We start from the raw sequence: 23129 nt of genomic DNA on the forward strand, positions 1-23129 counted from the left end.
TTTTATGAGACATGGTATTTATAAAGATTTGAGGGTATAATTAAAGAAAGAAAGGTGGGGTAAAAACATATGTTGAAGGAATTTAAGGAATTTGCAATGAAAGGGAATGTTTTAGATTTAGCAATAGGTGTCATAATAGGTGGTGCTTTTGGGAAAATTGTATCTTCATTGGTAAATGATATAATCATGCCTATTATAGGAGGGCTTATTGGGAAAGTTGATTTTAGCAACTTTTTTATAAGCTTTGATGGGACAAGCTATGATACTTTGGCCCAAGCCAAAGAAGCAGGGGCTGCAACCTTAAATTATGGAGTTTTTATAAATACTGTAATTGAATTTGTAATCATTTCTTTTTCACTATTTTTAGTCATTAGGCAAGTAAATAAAATTAGAAGAAAATTAGAACCAGAAGAGATTGCACCAGTTACTACAAAGAAGTGTAAGTATTGTATGAGTGAAATACCTATAGATGCAGTTAGATGTCCTCATTGTACTTCAGTTTTGGAAGATTAATATAAAGAAATGTAACTCAACTGTAACCTCATTGTAATTCTATTGAAAGAAAAAATTGATATTATAGGAATAAGTAATATAATGAGGAGATGGTTGAATGAATAGGAAAAAAATCCTAATTACGTGTCTGGCAGCTAGTATGACTTTAAGCAGTATATCCTTTGCTTATGCTGATAAAGCCAACAAAAATGACAAAATTCAAAATGGAAACCAACAGAAAATTATTACACAAATCGAAAAGAAAAATAAAAGTGAAATTAAAGTTACAAAAGAAATTGTAAAAAATAAAGAAGGCAATATAACTCTGTATATGGAAATTCCAGTTATAGATGGCTTGACTGATGTGAAATTTCAGGACCAAATAAACAAGACCATTAATCAAAAAGCATATGATTTAATGGAAGAATTTCAAAGAGAAGCTAAACTAAAAAGCGTATCAAAATCGACAGAAATGGAGTTTTATTTAGAGTTTGAAGTAAAAAACAGTCATGGAGTATTGTCAATAGTATTGAAAAATTACCAATATACTGGTGGAGCCAATGGTGAAAACCTAAACTATTATTACAATATTGATATAGAAAGCAACAGGACAATTCAATTGTCAGATTTGTTTAAAGCAGAAAGCAATTACAAATTAGCAATCAATGGAGAAATAAATAGGCAAATTGCTGAAAGAGAAAAGAATGGTGAAAAATTTGATAATTTTAAAACCATAACTAACAATCGTCAATTTTATATTGAAGGCGAAGATTTAGTCATAGTTTTCCCTCAATATTCAATTGGTCCAAGAACTATTGGTATTCCAGAATTTAGAATTCCTTTGTATCAATTAAATGACTATTTAAAAGTTCCAATATCTAGAGTTGAAGGCAGTGTATATTACAACCATAAATATAATTTCCAATTTAAAATAGCACCAATATGGGAAGATAAGGTATATATAGTTGAAAGCTATAACAACGAAAACCTAGAAGCAAAAATTGATTTTGTATATACTCCAAAAGATTCAAATTTGATGGACTATAGACTAATGTCCATTTTAGTAATGGATAGAGATGCTTATTATAAATTGTCAAGAGACAATAAAAATAATTTAGGATATGTGATTTCAGAGACAAGTGAATATGTATATATAATTGAAACTTATGGATCAAATCCATATATATATGGTTCAAGAGCATATAATGAATATAAAGAATTATCAGTTGTAATTGATGGAGTAGACGATTTATTTAAACTTAATGCTACCAAAGAAGAATCAAAAGAATATAAAAACGTAAAAGACTATAAATGGGTAATGATAAATGGAAAGAAAGAAAATTTAAATAAGGATATGTATGTAACTAAAAATGGAACATTGATGATACCTGTAGCTAAAGTATCCAAATCATTGGGCTATAAAGTAAAATGGGATCCTCAAAAAAACACTGTAACATTAGATGCGGGAAAGACTAGTACTATTTCAATTGGTAAAAATCAGTACGCTTTTTCTAAAGCATTGGTATTTCTAGAAGAAGAGGCCGTAGTCATAAATGGAACTGCATTTGTTCCAGTTAGCTATTTTGAAAAAGTGCTGAATTTAGAGGTCAAAATAAATGCTGAAGGCATGCTAACTATTGAAAGAAGGTAGACAGGAAACTAAATAAAGTTAAAATTGTCGGTTAAGATAAAAAATTCTTAATCGGCAATTTTTTTGCCATATAAAGTGAAAACTAGATTAGATTGTGTTAAAGTATAAGTATAACTATATATGGAGGCAAAGATGAAAAATAAAATTTTGAAATGTATAAGTACTATAGACTATTTTGATAAAGATTTTTACAATGCAATAGATATTGGAGTTGAAATACAAGACTTTACAGAGCCTAGTTTGTTAGATAGTGGATGGAAAGAAACAGTAGAAAAATATAAAGAAAGTTTACAGGATTTTTCCAATACATTATCTATTCATGGGCCTTTTTTAGATTTAAAACCCATAAGTCCAGATAGAACAATTAAAGAAGCAAGCATCAATAGATATATAACTACATTAAATATTGGGGAAAAATTAAATGCAGATTATATAGTATTTCATAGTCAGATTAACCCATGGATAAATGACCCAATACTTAAAAGTCTCAACAACAATTTAAATAGAAAATTTTGGGTAGAAATATTAGAAAAAGTAGAGGATTTTAAAGGTACTATACTTATAGAAAATGTATTTGAAGATGATCCAGTACTACTTAAAGAACTTATAGATACTATAGATCTGCCCAATATAAAGGTCTGTTTAGACATAGGTCATGCCAAGCTTAGAGACGATATAGAATATTGGATAAACGTTTTAAAAGAAAATATAGAATATATTCATCTTCATTGGAATAGAGGAGTATATGATGAACATCTAAAACCTTCTTGTGCAAATTTTTTGTATGTAAAAGAATTGCTAAAAAAATATGAAATAAGTCCCTATATAGCATTGGAATATGATTTATGTAACCGATGCAATGGGGACGGTTCTTTTTGCATCGAAGAAGCAATAGAAATATTTAATGAATAGGATGGTCTAAATGAAAAAAGTTAAATTTGAACCCCCTAAGGAAAGGGAAAGGCTATTGTCTTATGTCATAAAATATCATATGCAGTTTCTCACAACAGCTATTTCAGGCATATTTTTCAATTCTGCAATTGTACTTGGGCCTATTTTTCAAGGAAAGTTGTTGGATGCAGCTACTGTAGCAACAAATGTTCAAGAAATAGCTAAGGCTGGTTTAGAGTTTATTGGTGTCACTTTATCTTTTCAGATTGCTAGGTTCTTTAAGAGATATTATGTAAGAGATATGGCCAATCGAATGAGTGGTGATATGCGTGTTGGTATAATGGAATCCATACTAAATATGGATTTAAATGTTCTGGAAAGGGAAAAACCAGGAGATATGATGGCTACTACTATGGGAGATGTAGATATTGTTGTTGAAGCTGTGAGAAAAACCATTACGGAATTGTGGGATACTGGAGTTCTCATGCTTGCTTATTGGGTTGCACTTATGCGTTATGATATTAAAATAACTTTGATAGCATCTATTCCTATTCCGTTAGTTATACTACTTACTCAAACTATGAAAAAAACTGTTCATTCCAAAGCTAAGGATGCAAGAGATGCTACTTCAAAGACAACTACTCAAATTAGAAAATTGATTTCACAAATAGATATAATGCGTTTATATGGAAGAGAAGAAGCGGAAATAGAAAGATTAGAAGACAAATTGACTGTACAAGCTGATAAAAATGTCATCTTAAGTATTTTTAAAAATGGATTAGCTCCTGTTTATTCTGTATTGGCAAGCCTTGGAATTGTTGTAGTCATATATTTAGGAGGCAATAAGGTCATTGATGGAAGTTGGACTATTGGTATTTTTACAGCATATATAGCCATGTTTACAGCATTGGCAGTGAGAACAACTACTGCTGCGAAAGTTTTCAATATTCAACAAGGTGCTAAGGCTTCTTGGGACAGGGTATTAGGACTCATAAATGTAGAAAATACAGTACCTGTTCAAAGTGTAGAAGGCCTTAAGCCAAAAGAGATAGCTGTAGAAAATTTGTCCTTTAAATATCCAACTAGTGAAGAATATGCAATTCAAAATATTTCTTTTAAAGCTTCAACTGGTATGATAATTGGCATAACTGGCTCTGTAGGTTCAGGGAAAAGTGCGCTAGCTCTTGCACTTACAGGACTCTATGATTATGATGGAAAGATTTTTTTAGGAAATGTCGATTTAAAAGACATTCCCTATGAGAGAAAATTGGCTACAATTACATATATGGGTCATGATCCTTTCCTTTTTTCAGATACTTTGAAAAATAATATTACTTGGAATGATGATGACAATGAAAAATTAGATAAGGTACTCTATATTGCAGATTTAAAACAAGATATTGAAGACTTTGAAAATGGTATAAATACAGAAATTGGAGAAAGAGGCACAAAAGTTTCTGGAGGTCAAAGGCAGAGAATAGCTTTGGCAAGAGCTCTATATAAAGATGCCAATATAGCCATACTTGATGATCCTTTTTCTGCTGTAGACATAAATACAGAAGCTAAAATCATTGAAAATCTAAGACAAAATCAAGATGGAAGGACTATATTTATTTTTTCACATAGACTTCATGCTTTCAAGTATACAGATATGGTTTTAGTCCTTGACAAAGGGAAAATTGTCCAAAGTGGTACTCACAATGAGTTAATAAATACTGAAGGTATATACAGTAAAATCATAGATTCACAACAATTTTTAGGAGGTGAATCGGTTGAAAAATAAAATAGTATCTAATGCCATTAAGATAAGTTGTAAAGAAAAAATTTTATATATTATATTTTTAATCATTGCAATTGTTGCTGGTATTGTCATGCAATTGATTCCACCTCAAATTTTGAAAAGTATTATAGACAACAATATTTCAAAAGGGGTTTATGAGGGCATATGGAAATTGTCATTATATTATTTACTAGCTGTAGTGTTTAGTGGTGCTTTTGATTTCTTGCGTGAATTCATGATGGCAATTATTGGTCAGAACATACTACTAAATATTCGCTTGAATATGGCAAAAAAGCTATCCAAATTACCTATATCATATTTTTCAAACAATGCTGTTGGTGAGATAATGAGCAAGTTTACTCAAGATGTAGATGCTGTTGGTACACTTTTCACTAGTGGGCTTATAGGAATAATATCTGATGGATTAAAAACAATAGGTATTATAATATCAATATATATTTTAAGCCCTAAATTGGCATTGTATGTGCTCGTTTTAATTCCTATAATATATTTGATTGCTAGATTTTTTAAATCCAATACCTTTAAATCTCAAATGGATGCAAGAAAAGCTGTTGGACATATCAATGGCTCAGTTCAAGAAATTTTCAATGGATTAAGGACTATTAAAATATTTGGAATGGAAAACTATTTTATATCTGATTTTCAGGAACCACTAAATCAAAATCTTGAAGCTGTTCATAAAACCAGTACATTAGATTCTATATTTCCATGTATAATGCAAATACTAAGGGCAATTGTCATAACAATTGCTGTAATTGTAGCTGCACCAAAGGGATTGGGAAGTTTAGGGATTAGTATTGGTTCAATTGCAGCTGCAGTTGATTTGATATCAAGAATGCTTGCGCCCATTGAAGCTATAGCTGTAGAGTTTCAGACAATACAAGAAGCTATTTCTGGGCTTGAAAGGATAAATGAGTTTGACAGTGAAGAGGAAGAGATTAAATATATACAAGAAAAGCCTGAATTGATGAAGGATGTTTCCATATCTGTTCAGGATGTTTCTTTTGCCTATGACAATGGCAAAGAAATTGTTCAAAATATTTCATTTGATGTAAAGCAAGGAACTAAAGCTGCATTGGTAGGGAGAACAGGAGCTGGGAAAAGTACTATTTTAAATCTTGTGGCAGGTTTATATAGACCAAAAGAAGGAAGCATAAAAATAGGTGGTATGGATCCTTTTGAAATGCCATTTGATATGCGCCGTAGAACTATTGGAATTGTACCTCAAGCTTTTCCAATATATGATGGCACAGTTAAAGAAGCAATCACACTATATGATGAAACCATCACAGAAGAAGAAATAATAGCTGCAGCTAAAAGTGTTGGACTCCATGAAGATATCATGAAACTTTCAAATGGATATGATACTTTTATTGGAGAAGGAGAAATAAAGTTTTCTCATGGTCAATATCAATTGTTGTCTCTTGCCTGTGCACTAGTGTGCAATCCACCTATATTACTTCTTGACGAAGTAACATCAGGACTTGATTCTATAACAGAGGCAAAGATATTTAAGGTTTTGAGAGAAGTATCTAAGGACAGAACAATTCTAACGATAAGTCACAGAATATCTGGAATAATCGATGCTGACAAAGTCGTTATATTGGAAAAAGGGAAAATTGTCGAAACTGGTACACCAGAAGAACTTGCAGGAAAAGATGGCTGGTATGCTAAATACAATCAAATTGAACAATTAGGTTGGAAGATATAGAAAATAAAAATACTAGCAAATATTTGCTAGTATTTTTTATACTATAAAAAAAATCAATAATGGCAATAGGTATTATAAAAAGATTCAATAAGATTGGTAACATGCTTATTTTATATATAAAATATAAATGACAAACTCTAAAAATGTTTTATAAATAGAAAGCTTTATATGAAAGGAGAAAAAATTATGAATGATTTGCCAAAGATATTTAATGATTTTAGTGAGGCCAGAAGAAATTCATTTATAAAGGTAAAAGAATATAAAGATGAAGGTGAAAATATAGTCGGGATATTTTGTACTTTTACTCCAGTTGAAATCATATATGCATCAGGTGCCTATCCTATTTCGCTTTGTGGCATGAGTGATGAAACAATATCGGATGCTGAAAGAGATCTTCCTAAAAATTTATGCCCACTGATAAAATCTAGTTATGGTTTTGCAATAACACAAAAATGTCCTTTTACATATTTCTCAGATATATTGGTAGGTGAAACTACTTGTGATGGAAAGAAAAAGATGTATGAATATTTAGGACAAATCAAGCCAATGCATGTTATGCAGCTTCCACAAGCAGTAGATAGAGAACATGCATATTTAGTTTGGAAAAATGAGATTATTTTATTGAAAGAAAGATTAGAAAAAGAATTTAATGTTGAAATAACAGATGACGATTTGAGAAAAGCTATAGCAAAGTGTAATGAAACGAGAAATGTATTAAAAGAATTGTATTCACTTGGAAAAATGTGTCCACCTCCTTTAACTGGAATGGAGATTCATACTGTACTTCAAGGTGCAAATTTTACCTTTGACAAAGATGAACAAAATAAAAAAATAAAAGATATGATATCAGAATTAAAAGAAGAATACAAAAAAGGAGTCAGAAAAGTAAGTGAAGATGCTCCTAGAATAATGATAACAGGTTGTCCTATTGGAGGAGTTGCAGAGAAGATTATACCTCTTATAGAAGAAAGTGGAGCAGTAGTTGTATGTTATGAAAATTGCAGCGGCGAAAAAGAACTTTCACAATTAGTTGATGAGACCAAAGATCCAATAGATGCATTAACTGAAAAATATTTAAACATTGGATGTTCAGTTATGGCACCAAATGATGCAAGGCTTGAATGTATGAATGAAATGATAGATGAATACAAGATTGATGGTGTAATAGATATAATTCTACAGGCTTGTCATACTTATAATGTAGAAACTCATAGAATCAAGAATTTTGTTACTGGTGAGAAAAACATACCATATATGAGTATAGAAACTGACTATTCTAAAGCTGACGAGGGACAATTGAAGACTAGAATAGCAGCTTTTATAGAGATGATATAAGATATTGTGAGGAGGATTTGAAATGTATTATGCTGGAGTTGACATTGGTTCTACAGCAGCCAAAACAGCAGTATTTGAAAATGATAAATTGATAGATACATTTGTTATACCTACAGGTTGGAGCAGTATTGAAACTGCTAACAAAATAAAAGAAAGAATCATATCTAAAGGGATAAATGGAAATGAAATAAAAGTAATAGCTACAGGTTATGGAAGAGTATCTGTTCCCTATGCTCATAAAACCATTACAGAAATAACTTGTCATGGAAAAGGAGCAGCATATCTTACAGGAGAAGATTGTACAGTAGTAGATATAGGAGGACAAGATACAAAGGTCATCACTGTGGAAAATGGTATGATAGTAGATTTCATAATGAATGACAAATGTTCTGCAGGTACAGGAAGATTTTTAGAGATTATGGCAAACACACTGGGAGTTGATATAGATGCACTATGTGCTTTGGCTCAAAATGGGAGTGGTATCACTATAAGTTCTATGTGTACTGTATTTGCAGAATCTGAAGTCATAAGTCTTATTGGCAGGGGAGAGAAAAAAGAAGATATAGCCTATGCAATAATAGATTCTATTGTGAGCAAAGTAGCTTCTCTATGTAGAAAGCATTCAGATGGGACAAATTATTTTTTGACAGGTGGATTATGTGAATGTGAGTATATAGTAAATAGCTTGTCAGAGAAACTTAAAAGTCCTGTCAAAACAAATCCTATGGCTAGATATGCTGGAGCTATAGGTGCTGGTATTTTAGCTCAAAAATGAATAAAAAATTTTTATCTGCAAAAGATAATTAGAGAAAATATTTGGAGGTGATTATTCTGCAGATAAATCTTACTCAAAAAGAGAGAATGTTATTGGAAGATGGAAAGAAACAAGAAGATTTATGTGTTAAAAAATATCAAGCTTATGCAAATCAAGTTCAAGATCCCCAGCTTAAAAATCTGCTTACAGAAATTGCTGGAGAGGAACAACATCATTATGACATGATCAATCAAATGCTGCAGGGCATGGAGCCAAATATGACTCATAGTGGTGGAAATTCTACCGTACAAAACAATACATTTCAAGGAGTTAGTGGAAATTCAGAAGATAAAACTCTTTTGGAAGATTTGTTGTCTACTGAAAAGTATGTATCTGGTTTTTATGATACAACTGTGTTTGAATCAGCAGAACCTAAAGTTCGTCAAGCTATTCAACATATACAAAAAGATGAACAAGGACATGGGGAAAAATTGTTCAATTATATGAATAGTCATGGAATGTACAATGTAAAATAAATATTGGATGAGCGATATTGCTCATCCAATATTTTTAGAACAATTCTTTAAAATTGTCGATTATAGTATCTGCCTTAGATAAATCTTGATTACCTGAATTTTTATTTCTTATAGCAATGCATTTCATTCCTGCAGCTTTTGCTGCAATGATGCCATTTGTAGCATCTTCTATCACCAAACAATCTTCTGGTTTCAAATTCATAGCACTTGCAGCTTTTAGAAATATTTCTGGATCTGGTTTTCCATTTAATACTTCTTCTCCGCTGATTATAACTTTGAAATATTTGTCTAGTTTAAAATTATCAACTATTAAATCTACTGTTTTCTTATTGTTGGAAGAGGCCAAAGCTAAAATATATCCCTTATATTGTAGAAATTTAATGAAATCTAAAATATTATCCATAAGTTGAATTTTGTCTATATTTTGCTGAAATCTTTTCTTTTTTAGTTCTACTAGTTCTTCTATGGAGGGTTCTAAATTAAATCTTTCCTTGAAAATACCCCACATTTTATAATCCGTAGTACCTACAAAAGATTCATGTTCTTTCCTATCTATAGCTCCTCCAAATTCCTCCAATATTTCTTTCTCAAGTTTAAAATGCAATGGTTCACTATCCACTATAACTCCATCCATATCAAAAATTATTCCCTTCATAATGCATAACTCCTTTAAATTAATTTAATTATCTTGTGACTAGCGACATTATATTTGCTATAATATAATAGCAAATAATTATTTTATTATACAATATCATAAAATGTCGAAAATATAAAATAGAAATCGCATAAAGGATAAATATGTCGACATTTTTTAAAAATGCATTTGTCTTAAATATCTTATGGAGGAAGAAATATGAAGGAATTGATCTTTGGACTTATTGGTGGCACAGCACTACTTATGTATGGTGTAGACAAGATGGGAGAAGGACTTGAAAAAGCTTCAGGAGATATGATGAAAAAAATCTTGTCAGTATTAACTGGAAAGGTATGGGGAGCATTTTTAGTAGGTGCTTTTTTAACGGCGATCGTGCAAAGTAGTACGGCTATTACAATACTTACTGTTGGTTTTGTAAATGCTGGACTTATGAATCTTTCTCAGGCCGTAGGAATAATTTATGGTGCTAATATTGGGACAACCATAACTGCCCAACTTATGGCTTTTAGTTTTAAATTTAAATTAACTGATATAGCCCTTCCAGTACTTGGCGTAGGTTTTGGAATACAAAATCTTTCCAAAAATAAAAAATTGCAAAATATCGGGCAGGCATTGATGGGATTTGGGATGATGTTTTTAGGTCTTAAAATATTGAATTCGGGAATACCTTTTTTAAAAGAAAGTGAATCTTTAAAGTACTTTTTTACCCAGTATGCCTCTATTCCAATAGTAGGTATACTGTTAGGTGCATTTGTGACTGCAATGGTTCACAGTAGTGCAGCAACGGTGGGACTTGTAATGGTCTTAGCTCAAGCAGGGCTTTTAGATATACAATCTGCTATTTGCATAATGCTTGGAGATAATATAGGAACTTGCCTTTCAGCACAACTTGCAAGTTTAAATGGAAATATAAATGGTAGGAGAACTGCATGGGCCCATACTTTTTACAATTTATTTGGAGTCATTATAACGCTGGTAGCCTTACCTTTATTTGTAAAATTCGTCGTAATAGTAACTGCTCGTATTCAGCCAGCAAGTGATATAAGCGCACAAATTGCAAATTCTCATACACTATTTAATTTAGTAAATTCTCTTATATTTTTGCCTTTGACTAAGTATTATGTTGCGTTTTTAAATAAGGTGATAAGACCTAAAAATGATGCTCATATGAATGAAGTATATTTGGATAAATTGCTTTTAGATACACCGGTAGCAGCTTTAAAGGCTTCTCGTTCTGAAACTATAAGAGGAACTCAAATAGTAAAGAAGATGTTTATTGATGTAATGAATTTTATATTTACAGGAGATATGAAAATAATGGGACAAATTGCAGATGATGAGGTAGTTATAAATCAAATGCAGAAAGATATAACAACATATATTGTTGAACTTTCTAAAAGAGAACTTATAGAAACTCAGTCTATTATGGTTCCAGCAACTATAAATTGTATAAATAATATTGAGAGAATTGGAGATCACGTTGTAGATATATCAGAATTGTGCAAGAACAAAGTAGATAAAAATCTCCAGTTTACGGATGTTGCGGATAATGAATTAAGGGAAATAGAAAATGTAATTGTAGAGATGTTTGAAAATGTGGTTATTGCTATTGAGTATAGAGACAAAGAAAGTATAAAAAGGGTTGCTGAACTTGAGGATAAAGCTGATAATTTATGTGCTACATTTGAAGAAAATCATATAAAAAGGCTTGATGATGAAACTTGCAATGTAGATTCAGGAGTTATCTATATTGATGTAATAAGTCATCTTGAAAGGATTGCAGATTATATATATAAGACAGCTATGCTTGCCAAGGATGAATTATATGGGGAAAAGAGAAAAGACTGTTCTCATTAGCATCAGTTGACAACCTTAGCTCCATATGATAATTTCTATATATGATAAAGTTAGGAAAATAAAATATTAAAGGAGAATTATTGATTATGAATGAAAATCCAATATTGGCAACAGTTAATGGCAAGGAAATAACACAAAAGGATGTATATGTTTTTTTGAATGAACTAGGACCACAAGTGGCTATGCAATTTCAATCACCAGACGGTATGAAAAGAGTAGTAGATGAGTTGATAAATCAGGAATTACTTTACTTTGATGCTATTGAAAATAGTTTTGATGAAGAAGAGACTTATAAATTAGCTTTAGAAAAAGTTAAAGAAAATGTTTTAAAACAATATGCTTTCAATAAGATAATATCCGGTATTTCTGTGACGGAAGAAGAAATAAGTGAGTATTACAATGAGAATAAAATGCATTTTCAAACTCCAGAATCAGTTAGAGCAAGTCACATATTAGTGAAGGAAGAAGATGAGGCAAAGAAAATACAAAAAGAAATAAATGAAGGTCTATCATTTGAGGAAGCAGCTAAAAAATATTCTACTTGCCCTTCAAAAGAAAATGGTGGGGATTTGGGAGAGTTCACTAAAGGCCAAATGGTAAAAGAATTTGAAGATGCTGCTTTTAGTATTGAAGAAGGAAAGCTAAGTGAACCTGTAAAAACTCAATTTGGATATCATTTAATTAAAGTACAATATAAGAAAGAAGCTGAAATCAGATCTTTAGAAGAAGCCAAAGATCAGATAAATGAACAGATGATTATGCTAAAACAGCAAGAAAAGTATTTAGATAAAACTCAGGAATTGAGAAGTAAATACGAAGTAAAAATGAATATATAAATTTATAACTCTTTTAGACAATAAGTTCAAGATATTGTTTAAAGGAGTTTTAATTTAAATTTGCTTTGTTCATGTTATAATTAAGAATAACTGGGTAAATATTAAATAGTTGCATTGTGGCAATGAAAATATATTATGCAAGGAGGAATTTTTTTGAAATCACTAAAAGGTACAAAAACAGCTGAAAACTTAATGAAGGCATTTGCTGGAGAATCTCAAGCAAGAAACAGATATACATATTATGCATCTCAAGCAAAAAAAGAAGGTTATGTTCAAATTTCGAATATTTTTACAGAAACAGCAGACAATGAAAAGGAACATGCAAAGAGATTCTTTAAATTTTTAAATGAAAGTCTAAAGGGAGAAGCTGTAGAAATAAATGCAGATTATCCAGTTGGATTAGGAGAAACAAAAGAAAATCTTCTATATGCAGCAAATGGAGAAAAAGAAGAATGGGAAGATTTGTATCCAAATTTCGCCAAAATTGCTGAAGAAGAAGGATTTTCTGAAATAGCATTTGTATTTAGAGAAATAGCAGAAGTAGAAGAACGCCATGAAAGAAGATATAGAAAACTACTAGAGAATATTGAAAATAATAAAGTATTTGAAAAAGATGAAGTTGTAGAGTGGAAATGTAACAATTGTGGATATGTTCACAGAGGCAAAAGTGCACCTAAAACTTGTCCAGCTTGTGCTCATCCAATGAGTTATTTCGAAGTATTTGTTGAGACATATTAAATAGAAAAAAGGGCCTTAAACTTAAAGGCCCTTTATCAATTTTAGTATCAAGTATGCTATTCCTGAGCCTGTCAACATTCCCACTGGAGTTCCTCCAAAAAAAGTCACTCCTACTATGGAACCTAAGATAGCTCCTGATAGAGCTGTAGTGTTTCTATTTAGATACTTAAGTCCCTTTGAAGCTACTATGACTACAAACAAGCCACTTAAGAAGGATACTATTCCATCTAAACTTAGAAATTCTTTAGGATTCAATATGGAGATTTCATTTTGATTTTCTGTCAAAGGTATGAGCATCCATATCATTAAAAAAACAAGTCCAATATTTAGAAAATTGTTTTTTACAAATTTCACTGCATTTTCATTAGTTATAAATGACAATATAAATACTACTATTCCTGCATACACCATTGATTTATTTTTTGCAATTATTGAAAGTATAATTATAAACAATAAAAAGATTCTATTCATAAAAAAATCTCCAATCTCATGAAATACTATATTTATATGAAATTTTTAAAAAATATATTCCTTCGAGTCTCTAAGGACTTTATTTTTTTTATATAAGTGCTATAATATACATTACGGGTCTCTAAATATATTAGGATGGGAGTGTCTAAATGAAAGAAGCTGAAAGAAAAGATCTCATATTAAATGGGAGTATATATAAGACAATTATCACATTATCTTTACCTATTATGATAAACAATTTAATACAAACTCTATACAATTTAGTGGATGGAATTTGGGTTGGTAAGCTTGGCTCTGTTCAATTTGCAGCTACATCTTTCGTCTGGCCAGTAAACTTTTTATTTATATCTTTGGGTATTGGACTTTCAGTAGCTGGAACTGCCATTTTATCCCAATTAATAGGAGCTTCAAAATATGAAGAAGCAAATAAATATGCAAGCCAACTAATAGTTATATCCATGATATGTTCTGTTGGTTTTGCTATTCTTGGGTACTTTATCACACCACTATTTGTTAAATTGATGGGGGGAACTGGGGATTTAGCTAAATATAGCAATATATATTTGAAACTTACTTTTTTAGATATGCCTTTTATGTTTATGTTTTTTAATTTTAACTCTATCATGAATGCTCAAGGAAATACTATAACACCAACAATACTTGGAGGTATTTCTGGCATTTTAAATGCAATATTAGATCCTATATTTATATTTACATTTGATATGGGAATTGCGGGAGCAGCTATAGCTACAATTTTGTCAAAAGCTCTTCTTTCATTTGTTATAGTTTATAAGCTTGTTAAATCACCTACTATGGTCAAACCTAGCTTTAAAAATTTTAAATTTGACAAAGAAATTGTAAAAAAGATTGTAAATGTTGCGTTACCTTCATCTGTTGGTCAATCGGGTTCAGCTTTAGGATTTATAGTTTTAAATAGTTTCATTGCATCTTATGGTACTGCAACTATGGCAGCCTTTGGCATGGTTAACAGGATTACATCTCTTATAATGCAACCTGCTATGGGAATAGGAGCAGCTCTTACATCTATTGTTGGTCAAAATATTGGAGCAGATCAAATAGATAGAGTAAAAGAGGCATTTTCAAAATCCCTCATACTTACAATTTCTTTTTCAATAATAGGATGTGCCATTATGTTGTGGAAAGATGAAGAAATAATTAATTTCTTTATTCAAGCGAGAGATGACAAAAAAGTTATTGTTGAAGGTATTACTTATCTAAAATATATTTCTTTTTCCATGCCACTTATGGGGATTTTCAGTGTATTGCAGGGAATATTTCAAGGCTCTGGCCATACCCAATATTCTATGGCCATGGAGATTGGTCGACTATGGTTTGTAAGACTTCCCATGATACTTATATTTAAAAACCTTACCAATATAGGTTCTTCTGGTATATGGTTTTCTATGAGTTTTAGCAATTTAATTATATGCATATATGGATATATAATTTATAGGACAAAAGATTGGCAAAAGAAAGTGGTTAAGACAGAGGGATGTGCTTAAAATACTTTTAGAAGAATTCATTTTGACATTTTCACCAAAATATGATAATATTTATAACAGAAAGGAAGCCACGAAGGCTTTGATTTTAAGCGCTTATTTATTACGAAAATAACCCATGAAGGGATGCTGTAAGAAACAGCTCTATTCATGGGCCTTTTTTTTGAATGAAAGGAGTGGGAAAATGGATAGATTGTTGTGGGAAAAAGCAGTAGAATTCCATGGCCATGAGTGTCCAGGACTTGCAATTGGTTACAAAGCTTGTGAGGCAGCTATGGAAAAAATGGGTTTTACATTTTCAAAAGATGAAGAAATTGTATGCGTTACTGAAAATGATGCTTGTGGAGTAGATGCAGTACAAGTAATTACAGGTTGTACTTTTGGAAAAGGAAATCTCATCTATAGACCTACAGGCAAAATGGCCTTTAGTTTTTTCAATCGTGCTAATGGAGAAAAAATTCGAATGATTCTTAAGCCTTTTGGCGGAGAAATGGATCGTAAGGAAAGACAAGGATATATACTAAATGCAAAAGTTGATGAGATTTTTAATTTTAGCGAGCCAAGATTTGATTTGCCAGAAAGGGCAAGATTGTTTGCAACAGTTGTTTGTGAAAATTGTGGGGAAAGTGCCCCAGAGCATAAAATCAGAATCAATGATGGCAAAAAAGTATGTCTTGATTGCTTTCAAGAATATACTAGAGGCTGGTAAGTGAATAGGAGAATACAAATGGAAGACAAATATATGATTTTACAAAATGAAATATTAAAACTTGTAGAAGAAGGGGCTTGTGTTGCTTTTTCTGGAGGAGTAGACAGCAGCTTGATTTTAAAGATGGTCTGTGATGCTGGAAAGAAATATAACAAAAAAATATATGCAGTAACTTTTAATACCAAATTGCATCCTATGGAGGATATAAATATTTCAAAAGAAGTAGCAAAATCCATGGGAGCAATTCATAAAATAATTGATGTTGATGAATTTGAAAATGAAAAGATTCTTACAAATCCAGTTGATAGATGCTATCAATGTAAAAAGTATTTGTTTGAAAAACTGTTAGAATTTGCAGAAGAAAATGATATTAAATATGTTCTCGATGGAACCAATGCAGATGATTTAAAGGAATATAGGCCAGGCATCAAAGCATTAAGGGAATTAGGAATAATAAGCCCATTAGCACAATTTGATATAAATAAAAAAGAAGTAAGACAAATGGCTAAAAATTTAAATATTTCTGTAGCCACAAGACCATCAGCCCCTTGTCTGGCTACAAGATTGCCTTACAATACGAATATTACTTTTGAACTCTTAAATAAAATTGAAAAAGCTGAAACTTATATAAAAGGATTGGGTTTTGCAGTTGTGAGAGTTAGAGTACATGGAGATATAGTTAGAATTGAGATAGAAAAAGAGGAGTTTTTAAGATTTTTAGACAAAAAAGATTTAATAATTAGTTATTTGAAAGATTTAGGTTTTATTTATATAACTTTAGATTTAGAGGGCTTTCGTTCTGGAAGTATGGATATCCAATGATTAGTAGAATTCATTTGCTTTTATATGTATATATGCTGTAGTATTATATAAAAGACTATGAATCTAGGAGGTATAATACTATGGATAAGATAACAACTGTGGCTGTAATAGATGGCCAAGGTGGCGGAATTGGAAGCATAATTATTGAAAAATTAAAGTCTAAAATACCCAATATAAAAATCTTGGCATTAGGAACCAATGCAAATGCTACTAAAAGTATGCTAAAAGCTGGAGCTAATGAAGGAGCAACAGGTGAAAATGCTATTGTCTATAATGCAAAAGAGGCAGATATAATTATGGGTGTTGTGGCAATACTTATGCCAAATTCCATGATGGGAGAATTATCACCTAAAATGGCCGAAGCTATTGGAGGAAGTCACGCAATGAAAATCTTAATACCATTATCCAAATGCAATATTAAAATAGCAATTCCTGGAGAATATAATATACAGCAATGTATAGATTCTAGTGTAGAACTAGTAAAAGATCATATAAGCAATTTAGAATAAATAAAGCGAGGAGTATAAACATGGATGTTCATGAAATATTAAATAAAATAAAAAACAACGAAATGTCTATAGAAGATGGAGAAGAAATACTAAAAAAGCTTCCCTATGAGGACTTGGGTTTTGCCAAATTAGATCATCATAGAAGTTTACGTTCAGGGTTTGGAGAAGTTATATATTGTAGTGGAAAATCGGATAAACATTTGATAAAAATCTTTCAAAATTTCAATGAAAGAGATTTCAATGTATTGGGTACTAGAGCTTCTAAAGAACAGTTTTTAAAAGTTAAGGAAGTAATTTCTGAAGCAGAGTATGATGAATTGTCGGGAATTATTAAAATAGTAAAAAAAAGCATAGATAAAATTGGATGCATTGCTGTATGTACAGGTGGGACATCAGATATTCCAGTGGCTGAGGAGGCAGCTCAAACTGCCGAGTTTTTTGGTAGCAATGTAGTCAGGATATATGATGTTGGCGTAGCTGGAATACATAGACTGTTGTCTAAAATGGATGATATTCGAAAAGCTAATTGCGTTGTAGCAGTAGCTGGAATGGAAGGGGCATTGCCAGGGGTTATTGCAGGAATGATTGACAAACCAGTAATTGCCGTACCAACGTCTGTTGGATATGGTGCCAATTTTCAAGGATTATCATCATTGTTGACGATGCTTAATTCATGTGCAGAAGGAATTTCTGTAGTAAATATTGATAATGGATTTGGGGCTGGTTATATAAGTACACAAATTAATAGATTGGCGGTGCGAGGAAATGCATAAAAAGACATTGTATTTAGAATGTTTTTCAGGTATAAGTGGTGATATGACAGTAGGAGCCTTGTTAGACCTAGGAGCAGATGAAAATTTGTTAAGGCAAGGATTAGATAGTTTAAAAGTTCATGGTTATGATATTAAAATTGGAAGAACTCAAAAATGTGGCATAGATGCTTGTGATTTTGATGTTGTATTGCATGAAGATGATAAGCATACTTATGACAATGTTCACCATCATGAACACAGGAATCTATATGACATATGTAAAATAATAGATGAAGGACAGATATCTGATAGAGCAAAAGATATTGCAAAAAAAATATTTAATATTGTAGCAAAAGCTGAATCTAAAGCTCATGGAGTAGATATAGAAAAAGTTCATTTTCATGAAGTTGGTGCAATCGATTCCATTGTTGATATTGTGGCAGTGGCTATATGTATTGACAATTTGGATATTGATGAAGTTGTTGTGTCTAAAATATATGAAGGGACTGGTCATGTAAAGTGTCAGCATGGAACAATTCCAGTTCCAGTGCCAGCTGTTACAAATATAGTTATTGACAACGCATTATCAATTAAAATTACTGATAATTCAGGTGAAATGATAACACCTACAGGTGCAGCAATAGCTGCAGCTCTTAAGACAAAAGAAGGTTTGCCTGAAGATTGTAAAATAATAAAAATTGGACTTGGAGCAGGTAAAAAGGATTTTGAAAAAGCAAATATATTGAGAGCATTTATCATTGAAGAGGTGTCTAAAGAAGCTTCCGAAGACCACATTTGGGTGTTGGAGACCAATTTAGATGACTGTAGCGGAGAAAATCTTGGATTTGTTGTGGAAAAGCTTATGGGAAGCGGGGGAAAGGATGTTTTTTACACTCCTATTTTCATGAAAAAAAATAGACCTGGATACAAGTTGACCGTATTGTGTGAAGAAGAAAATATTAAATCTATGGAATCAATAATATTTAAAAATACCACTTCCATAGGTATTAGAAGATATAGAACTGATAGGACAATATTGAAGCGAGAAATAATAAATATTGATAGTGAATATGGACAAGTGAGAGTTAAAGTTTGCTTTTTTGAAGGGGATAAATATTATTATCCAGAATATGAAGATGTAAAAAGTATATGTGATAAAACAGGATTTAGTTTTAAAACTGTGTATGATAGGGTTAAATTGATATTAAGTTAAGAAGCTTTTGTTGTAAAAAATTTGGAAAGGGGTATTTTATGCTGATAGAAATGAAGCCTATAGGCTATATAAAATCTCCCTATAAAAATTTAAAGGGTATACCAAGGCAAAGTATACTATCTGAAGATAGTGCTGTCATTGAAATATTGCCTCAATACAAGGAAGGGATCGAAGGCATCAAAGAAAATAGTTTTGGAGTGATTTTGTTTTATTTTCACAAAACTACTGGGGAGGTGCCATTAAAACAAACTCCTTATAATTCAGATGAGTTTACAGGAGTTTTTTCAACTAGATCGCCAAGAAGACCAAATGGTATAGGAATGTCTATTGTTAAATTCATAAAAGTGGAAGAGGGTAAAATAGAAATTCAGGGGGTAGATATGGTAGATGGAACTCCGGTATTGGATATAAAACCCTATGCTCCACAGTTAAATCCAAAGGTAGAGTAAAAAGAATGGAGGAGATGAAATGAAGAAAGGGTTTAAATTTTTAATTTTTATAATGATAGCTGCAATGTTGTTGTCAGGATGCAGCAATGAAAAAAATGTAGCAACAAATCAAAAGGAAGAAACAGTAGCAAAAGGAGAAAACAAAGAGCCATTAGAAATAAATCTCCAAGGAGGAGATTGGGGATATCCTAGTCCTTATACTCATTATTCAAGAGGACCTGGAATATTTAAAATGAGATTGATATTTGATAGTTTGCTAGAAAGAGGAGAAGAAGGGCTTATTCCTTGGTTGGCAGAAAGTTGGGATATAAGTGATGATGGAAAATTATATACCTTTAAGATAAGAGAAGGTGTGAAATGGCAGGATGGAGAACCTATGACAGCGGAAGATGTAAAGTTTTCCTTTGACTATTATTCCAAGTATCCACCTGTTTCAGATGATTTAGGTATTAGTGAAAACAATTATATAGAAACGATAGAAGTAGTGGATGAAAATACAGTAAATATTCAAGTAAATGAGCCAAATGCTACATTGTTAGAGAGATTTGGAACCGCAAGAATTATTCCTGAACATATATGGAAGGATGTAGATGATCCAACTAAATTTACTGATTCAAAAGCAGTAATAGGATGCGGACCATATATATTGACTGATTACAATGAAGAGCAAGGAGCATATAGATTTGAGGCTTTTAAAGATTATTGGGGTCCTAAACAAAAAGTAGATGTAATTAAATTTGTACCTGTTAGTGATTCCTTACTTTCTTTTGAGAACGGAGAAATAGACTTGACTGGAATCACTCCAGATGTACTTTCCAAATATGAAAATGATCCTCAGTATAAAGTTGTAGAAAGTCCTGCCTATTGGGGATATAAACTAGCATTAAATATGAAAAAAAGACCTGAATTCAAAGATAAAAATTTAAGACAAGCTCTAGCCTATGCTATAGACCAAGAGGAATTGGTAGAAAAAGTAGCAAGAGGAGCAGCAAGAGTTGGTAGTGCAGGATATTTGCCAGTAGAGCATGTATGGTATAACAAAGATGTAAAACAATATGATTTTGACATAGACAAGGCAAAAGAATTGTTAGACAATAAAACCTACAATTTCACATTGCTTACTGGAGATTCAAATCCAGAACTTAGAATTGCGGAACTTATGAAAATAAATTTTGAAAAAGCAGGTATAAATATAGAAGTTAAGAGTGTAGATTCTAAATCAAGAGATGCAGCTATCAAAAACGGAGACTATGAAATGGCCTTAAATGGATATGGCGGATGGGGTGGCGACCCAGATATGCTTAGAGAACAGTATAGAAGTAAAAGTGGTGAGAAAACTATATTTTCAGGTATTCCTGGTTATAGCAATGAAAAGATAGATGAATTGTGTGAAGAACAATTGCATGAAATGAACGGAGAAAAGAGAAAGGAAATTGTTTTTAAACTTCAAGAGGAAATTGCAGAAGAAATACCTCAAATTCCTATCTACAATACTACTGGATATGTTGTATTTAGGCCAGAAAAATATGATGGATGGAAACATGTATTTAACCATCATGAAGTAACTCACAACAAAATATCTTATTTAGAAATGAAATGAGAGAGAAAAAATGAATTGTATTAAGAGAATTGTTGAATATATAATAGTGTTTTTTGTTATTATATCCTTTAATTTTTTCATCCCCAGGCTTATGCCTGGGGACCCATTTACATTTCTGTCATCTGATGAAGGCAGTGTTCACAGTTCATATACTGATGAGCAAATAGAAAAATATAAGGCCTACTATGGATTGGACAAGCCTCTTTGGGAACAATACAAAGACTATATATGCAATTTATTTCGAGGAGATTTAGGATATAGCATATATTACAATGAAGCTGTTTCATCTATAATACTTAAAAGAGTAGTATGGACAATTGGAATAGTAGTTATTTCTATTATTTTAAGCAGTTTGCTTGGAATATTTGTTGGAGCTTTTTCTGCATGGCATAGAAATAGCTCAATTGATAAAGTCATATATTCTATCATGATAGTTTTTTCAGAAATACCATCTTTTTTAATAGCCATGCTGTTGTTGTTTGGACTAGCAGCGGATATGGGATGGTTTCCCTTATCTGGAGGAATCACTGTATTTGGAGAGTATGGAAATGTATTTGAAAAAATCAAAGATATTGTTCATCATGGCTTTTTGCCTGTATTGGCCTTGGTTTTATCCCAAACAGGAGGGTATTATTTATTGTCTAGAAATAGCATGATAACAGTTCTTTCTAAAGATTATATGCTTACAGCTGCGGGAAAAGGACTAGATAATAGAAGGATTATATTTAGACATGGTCTTAAAAATGCCATATTGCCAGTCATAACTAGGATATTCATGAATTTAGGTTCAGTATTTGGCGGGGCAATATTGGTGGAAAATGTATTTAGCTATCCTGGCATAGGACGACTTATGAGGGAAGCAGTCATGGTTAGAGATTATGCCTTGATGCAAGGAATATTTTTAAATATATGTATTTTAGTTTTAACTATGAATTTTTTAGCGGATATAGTATGTAGAAAAATAGACCCTAGGGTGGATTAGATGAAAAAAGAAAAATTAAAATTCAGTAGCTTTTCGAATTTAGGTAAAATAGCAATTTTATTTATGATATTGCTCATATTTATGGCCATATTTTCCCCATACGTATGTTCACATCCTTACAATTTACCTTCAGGTTCTCCTTTTGAACCTCCCAATGGCGTTCATTGGTTTGGAACAGATGATTTAGGTATGGACTTGTTTTCCCAAATATGCTATGGGGCGAGGATTAGTTTGTTAGTTGGAATATCTGCTGCTTTGATTGCAGGGATTGGTGGAGGGATATTGGGCATATTGGCAGGATATTATGGTGGAATTATAGACAAGATCATTATGAGAATAGTAGATATAATGATAGTACTTCCAGATTTGCCTATGATGATAATATTGGGGGCTTTTTTTGGACCCAGTATCAAAAATATAATTTTTGTATTAGCTTTTTTTTCTTGGACTGGTCCAGCTAGAATAGTCAGATCAAAAGTATTATCTATGAAAAAAGAAAATTACATACTTGTAGCAGAAAGTTATGGAGCGGGATTTGGATACTTGCTATTTAAACATTTTATCCCTGAAATATTACCTATTCTCATGGTGACAATCATAAAACTCACTAGCAAAGCCATAGTGGCTGAAGCGGGATTGGCTTTTCTAGGTCTTGGAGATCCAACATCAAAGAGTTGGGGACTCATTTTAAATCATGCTATCAATTTTCGAGGAATATATTTTACGGATTTTTGGAAGTGGTGGGTAATGGCGCCTTTAATAGCTATAATCTTTTTAGTTCTTTCCATAGCCATAATAAGTAGAGATTTAGAAAAAATATTGAATGAAAAATTGTAAAGAGGTGG

23 protein-coding genes are annotated in these 23129 nt (G+C 31.6%); 21 read left to right on the forward strand and 2 right to left on the reverse strand.

The window, feature by feature from the left end:
• Window positions 1-69 precede the first annotated feature (69 nt).
• From mscL to BUA21_RS05745, 8 genes are all read left to right on the forward strand, one after another.
• Entirely contained in the window at window positions 70-513 is a 444-nt protein-coding gene (gene mscL / locus BUA21_RS05710; RefSeq protein WP_072743853.1) for a large conductance mechanosensitive channel protein MscL, read from the forward strand.
• Between the two features lie 97 nt (window positions 514-610).
• Window positions 611-2143, forward strand: a complete 1533-nt coding sequence (locus tag BUA21_RS05715; RefSeq protein ID WP_072743854.1) for a stalk domain-containing protein — start codon at window positions 611-613, stop codon at window positions 2141-2143.
• A gap of 132 nt (window positions 2144-2275) precedes the next feature.
• The gene (locus tag BUA21_RS05720; RefSeq protein WP_072743855.1) at window positions 2276-3055 is read left to right on the forward strand and encodes a sugar phosphate isomerase/epimerase family protein; all 780 of its coding nucleotides are present in this window, start codon (window positions 2276-2278) and stop codon (window positions 3053-3055) included.
• Between the two features lie 10 nt (window positions 3056-3065).
• Window positions 3066-4817 carry an ABC transporter ATP-binding protein gene (locus tag BUA21_RS05725; protein ID WP_072743856.1) on the forward strand — a complete coding sequence of 584 codons (1752 nt, stop codon included), beginning with the start codon at window positions 3066-3068 and terminating at the stop codon, window positions 4815-4817.
• A complete protein-coding gene (locus tag BUA21_RS05730) occupies window positions 4807-6546 on the forward strand; it encodes an ABC transporter ATP-binding protein (RefSeq protein WP_072743857.1) in 1740 nt (579 codons plus the stop codon). The genes BUA21_RS05725 and BUA21_RS05730 overlap by 11 nt, the downstream gene beginning before the upstream one ends.
• A 186-nt stretch (window positions 6547-6732) precedes the next feature.
• Complete coding sequence (locus BUA21_RS05735; RefSeq protein ID WP_072743858.1) at window positions 6733-7881, forward strand: double-cubane-cluster-containing anaerobic reductase; 1149 nt, start codon at window positions 6733-6735, stop codon at window positions 7879-7881.
• A gap of 22 nt (window positions 7882-7903) precedes the next feature.
• Window positions 7904-8656, forward strand: a complete 753-nt coding sequence (locus BUA21_RS05740) for an acyl-CoA dehydratase activase (protein WP_072743859.1) — start codon at window positions 7904-7906, stop codon at window positions 8654-8656.
• A 47-nt stretch (window positions 8657-8703) separates the two neighbouring features.
• Window positions 8704-9171 (forward strand): spore coat protein, encoded by a 468-nt coding sequence (locus tag BUA21_RS05745; protein ID WP_234973687.1) that lies wholly within the window; start codon window positions 8704-8706, stop codon window positions 9169-9171.
• A 34-nt stretch (window positions 9172-9205) separates the two neighbouring features.
• Here BUA21_RS05745 and BUA21_RS05750 read toward each other — a convergent pair whose 3' ends face one another.
• Window positions 9206-9826 (reverse strand): HAD family hydrolase, encoded by a 621-nt coding sequence (locus BUA21_RS05750; RefSeq protein WP_132995021.1) that lies wholly within the window; start codon window positions 9824-9826, stop codon window positions 9206-9208.
• A 198-nt stretch (window positions 9827-10024) separates the two neighbouring features.
• Here BUA21_RS05750 and BUA21_RS05755 point away from each other — a divergent pair, with 198 nt between their 5' ends.
• The 3 genes from BUA21_RS05755 to rbr all read left to right on the forward strand — a co-directional run bounded on the left by BUA21_RS05755 (window position 10025) and on the right by rbr (window position 13257).
• Complete coding sequence (locus tag BUA21_RS05755; protein WP_072743861.1) at window positions 10025-11683, forward strand: Na/Pi cotransporter family protein; 1659 nt, start codon at window positions 10025-10027, stop codon at window positions 11681-11683.
• Window positions 11684-11769: 86 nt separating this feature from the next.
• A complete protein-coding gene (locus BUA21_RS05760) occupies window positions 11770-12519 on the forward strand; it encodes a peptidylprolyl isomerase (protein ID WP_072743862.1) in 750 nt (249 codons plus the stop codon).
• Window positions 12520-12672: 153 nt separating this feature from the next.
• The gene (gene rbr / locus BUA21_RS05765; protein WP_072743863.1) at window positions 12673-13257 is read left to right on the forward strand and encodes a rubrerythrin; all 585 of its coding nucleotides are present in this window, start codon (window positions 12673-12675) and stop codon (window positions 13255-13257) included.
• Between the two features lie 21 nt (window positions 13258-13278).
• Here rbr and BUA21_RS05770 read toward each other — a convergent pair whose 3' ends face one another.
• Complete coding sequence (locus tag BUA21_RS05770) at window positions 13279-13728, reverse strand: DUF441 family protein (RefSeq protein WP_072743864.1); 450 nt, start codon at window positions 13726-13728, stop codon at window positions 13279-13281.
• 149 nt (window positions 13729-13877) lie between these two features.
• Here BUA21_RS05770 and BUA21_RS05775 point away from each other — a divergent pair, with 149 nt between their 5' ends.
• The 10 genes from BUA21_RS05775 to BUA21_RS05820 all read left to right on the forward strand — a co-directional run bounded on the left by BUA21_RS05775 (window position 13878) and on the right by BUA21_RS05820 (window position 23121).
• Entirely contained in the window at window positions 13878-15251 is a 1374-nt protein-coding gene (locus tag BUA21_RS05775; RefSeq protein ID WP_072743865.1) for an MATE family efflux transporter, read from the forward strand.
• Between the two features lie 181 nt (window positions 15252-15432).
• Window positions 15433-15957, forward strand: a complete 525-nt coding sequence (locus tag BUA21_RS05780) for an FmdE family protein (protein WP_072743866.1) — start codon at window positions 15433-15435, stop codon at window positions 15955-15957.
• Between the two features lie 18 nt (window positions 15958-15975).
• Window positions 15976-16779 carry an ATP-dependent sacrificial sulfur transferase LarE gene (gene larE, locus BUA21_RS05785; RefSeq protein WP_072743867.1) on the forward strand — a complete coding sequence of 268 codons (804 nt, stop codon included), beginning with the start codon at window positions 15976-15978 and terminating at the stop codon, window positions 16777-16779.
• 80 nt (window positions 16780-16859) lie between these two features.
• On the forward strand, window positions 16860-17288 hold the full coding sequence (locus BUA21_RS05790) for a DUF3842 family protein (RefSeq protein ID WP_072743868.1): 429 nt from the start codon (window positions 16860-16862) through the stop codon (window positions 17286-17288).
• A 20-nt stretch (window positions 17289-17308) separates the two neighbouring features.
• Window positions 17309-18061: a nickel pincer cofactor biosynthesis protein LarB gene (gene larB / locus BUA21_RS05795; protein WP_072743869.1), complete on the forward strand. Its 753-nt coding sequence runs from the start codon at window positions 17309-17311 to the stop codon at window positions 18059-18061.
• Window positions 18054-19253, forward strand: coding sequence for a nickel pincer cofactor biosynthesis protein LarC (larC, locus tag BUA21_RS05800; protein WP_072743870.1), 1200 nt, complete (start codon window positions 18054-18056; stop codon window positions 19251-19253). The genes larB and larC overlap by 8 nt, the downstream gene beginning before the upstream one ends.
• A gap of 38 nt (window positions 19254-19291) precedes the next feature.
• Window positions 19292-19702 carry a tRNA (N6-threonylcarbamoyladenosine(37)-N6)-methyltransferase TrmO gene (tsaA, locus tag BUA21_RS05805; protein ID WP_072743871.1) on the forward strand — a complete coding sequence of 137 codons (411 nt, stop codon included), beginning with the start codon at window positions 19292-19294 and terminating at the stop codon, window positions 19700-19702.
• Between the two features lie 19 nt (window positions 19703-19721).
• On the forward strand, window positions 19722-21302 hold the full coding sequence (locus BUA21_RS05810; RefSeq protein WP_072743872.1) for an ABC transporter substrate-binding protein: 1581 nt from the start codon (window positions 19722-19724) through the stop codon (window positions 21300-21302).
• Window positions 21303-21312: 10 nt separating this feature from the next.
• Window positions 21313-22284: an ABC transporter permease gene (locus BUA21_RS05815; RefSeq protein WP_199228880.1), complete on the forward strand. Its 972-nt coding sequence runs from the start codon at window positions 21313-21315 to the stop codon at window positions 22282-22284.
• Complete coding sequence (locus BUA21_RS05820; protein WP_072743873.1) at window positions 22285-23121, forward strand: ABC transporter permease; 837 nt, start codon at window positions 22285-22287, stop codon at window positions 23119-23121.
• Window positions 23122-23129: the final 8 nt, after the last annotated feature.

The sequence above is a fragment of the Sporanaerobacter acetigenes DSM 13106 genome (assembly GCF_900130025.1).
GTDB lineage: Bacteria > Bacillota > Clostridia > Tissierellales > Sporanaerobacteraceae > Sporanaerobacter > Sporanaerobacter acetigenes.

Bases quoted from the DNA above. Each gene is read 5' to 3' on its own strand.
- mscL (WP_072743853.1), top strand. From the start codon at position 70: ATGTTGAAGGAATTTAAGGAATTTGCAATGAAAGGGAATGTTTTAGAT.
- BUA21_RS05715 (WP_072743854.1), top strand. From the start codon at position 611: ATGAATAGGAAAAAAATCCTAATTACGTGTCTGGCAGCTAGTATGACT.
- BUA21_RS05720 (WP_072743855.1), top strand. From the start codon at position 2,276: ATGAAAAATAAAATTTTGAAATGTATAAGTACTATAGACTATTTTGAT.
- BUA21_RS05725 (WP_072743856.1), top strand. From the start codon at position 3,066: ATGAAAAAAGTTAAATTTGAACCCCCTAAGGAAAGGGAAAGGCTATTG.
- BUA21_RS05735 (WP_072743858.1), top strand. From the start codon at position 6,733: ATGAATGATTTGCCAAAGATATTTAATGATTTTAGTGAGGCCAGAAGA.
- BUA21_RS05740 (WP_072743859.1), top strand. From the start codon at position 7,904: ATGTATTATGCTGGAGTTGACATTGGTTCTACAGCAGCCAAAACAGCA.
- BUA21_RS05750 (WP_132995021.1), bottom strand. From the start codon at position 9,826: ATGAAGGGAATAATTTTTGATATGGATGGAGTTATAGTGGATAGTGAA.
- BUA21_RS05755 (WP_072743861.1), top strand. From the start codon at position 10,025: ATGAAGGAATTGATCTTTGGACTTATTGGTGGCACAGCACTACTTATG.
- BUA21_RS05760 (WP_072743862.1), top strand. From the start codon at position 11,770: ATGAATGAAAATCCAATATTGGCAACAGTTAATGGCAAGGAAATAACA.
- BUA21_RS05770 (WP_072743864.1), bottom strand. From the start codon at position 13,728: ATGAATAGAATCTTTTTATTGTTTATAATTATACTTTCAATAATTGCA.
- BUA21_RS05775 (WP_072743865.1), top strand. From the start codon at position 13,878: ATGAAAGAAGCTGAAAGAAAAGATCTCATATTAAATGGGAGTATATAT.
- BUA21_RS05780 (WP_072743866.1), top strand. From the start codon at position 15,433: ATGGATAGATTGTTGTGGGAAAAAGCAGTAGAATTCCATGGCCATGAG.
- larE (WP_072743867.1), top strand. From the start codon at position 15,976: ATGGAAGACAAATATATGATTTTACAAAATGAAATATTAAAACTTGTA.
- BUA21_RS05790 (WP_072743868.1), top strand. From the start codon at position 16,860: ATGGATAAGATAACAACTGTGGCTGTAATAGATGGCCAAGGTGGCGGA.
- larB (WP_072743869.1), top strand. From the start codon at position 17,309: ATGGATGTTCATGAAATATTAAATAAAATAAAAAACAACGAAATGTCT.
- larC (WP_072743870.1), top strand. From the start codon at position 18,054: ATGCATAAAAAGACATTGTATTTAGAATGTTTTTCAGGTATAAGTGGT.
- tsaA (WP_072743871.1), top strand. From the start codon at position 19,292: ATGCTGATAGAAATGAAGCCTATAGGCTATATAAAATCTCCCTATAAA.
- BUA21_RS05810 (WP_072743872.1), top strand. From the start codon at position 19,722: ATGAAGAAAGGGTTTAAATTTTTAATTTTTATAATGATAGCTGCAATG.
- BUA21_RS05815 (WP_199228880.1), top strand. From the start codon at position 21,313: ATGAATTGTATTAAGAGAATTGTTGAATATATAATAGTGTTTTTTGTT.
- BUA21_RS05820 (WP_072743873.1), top strand. From the start codon at position 22,285: ATGAAAAAAGAAAAATTAAAATTCAGTAGCTTTTCGAATTTAGGTAAA.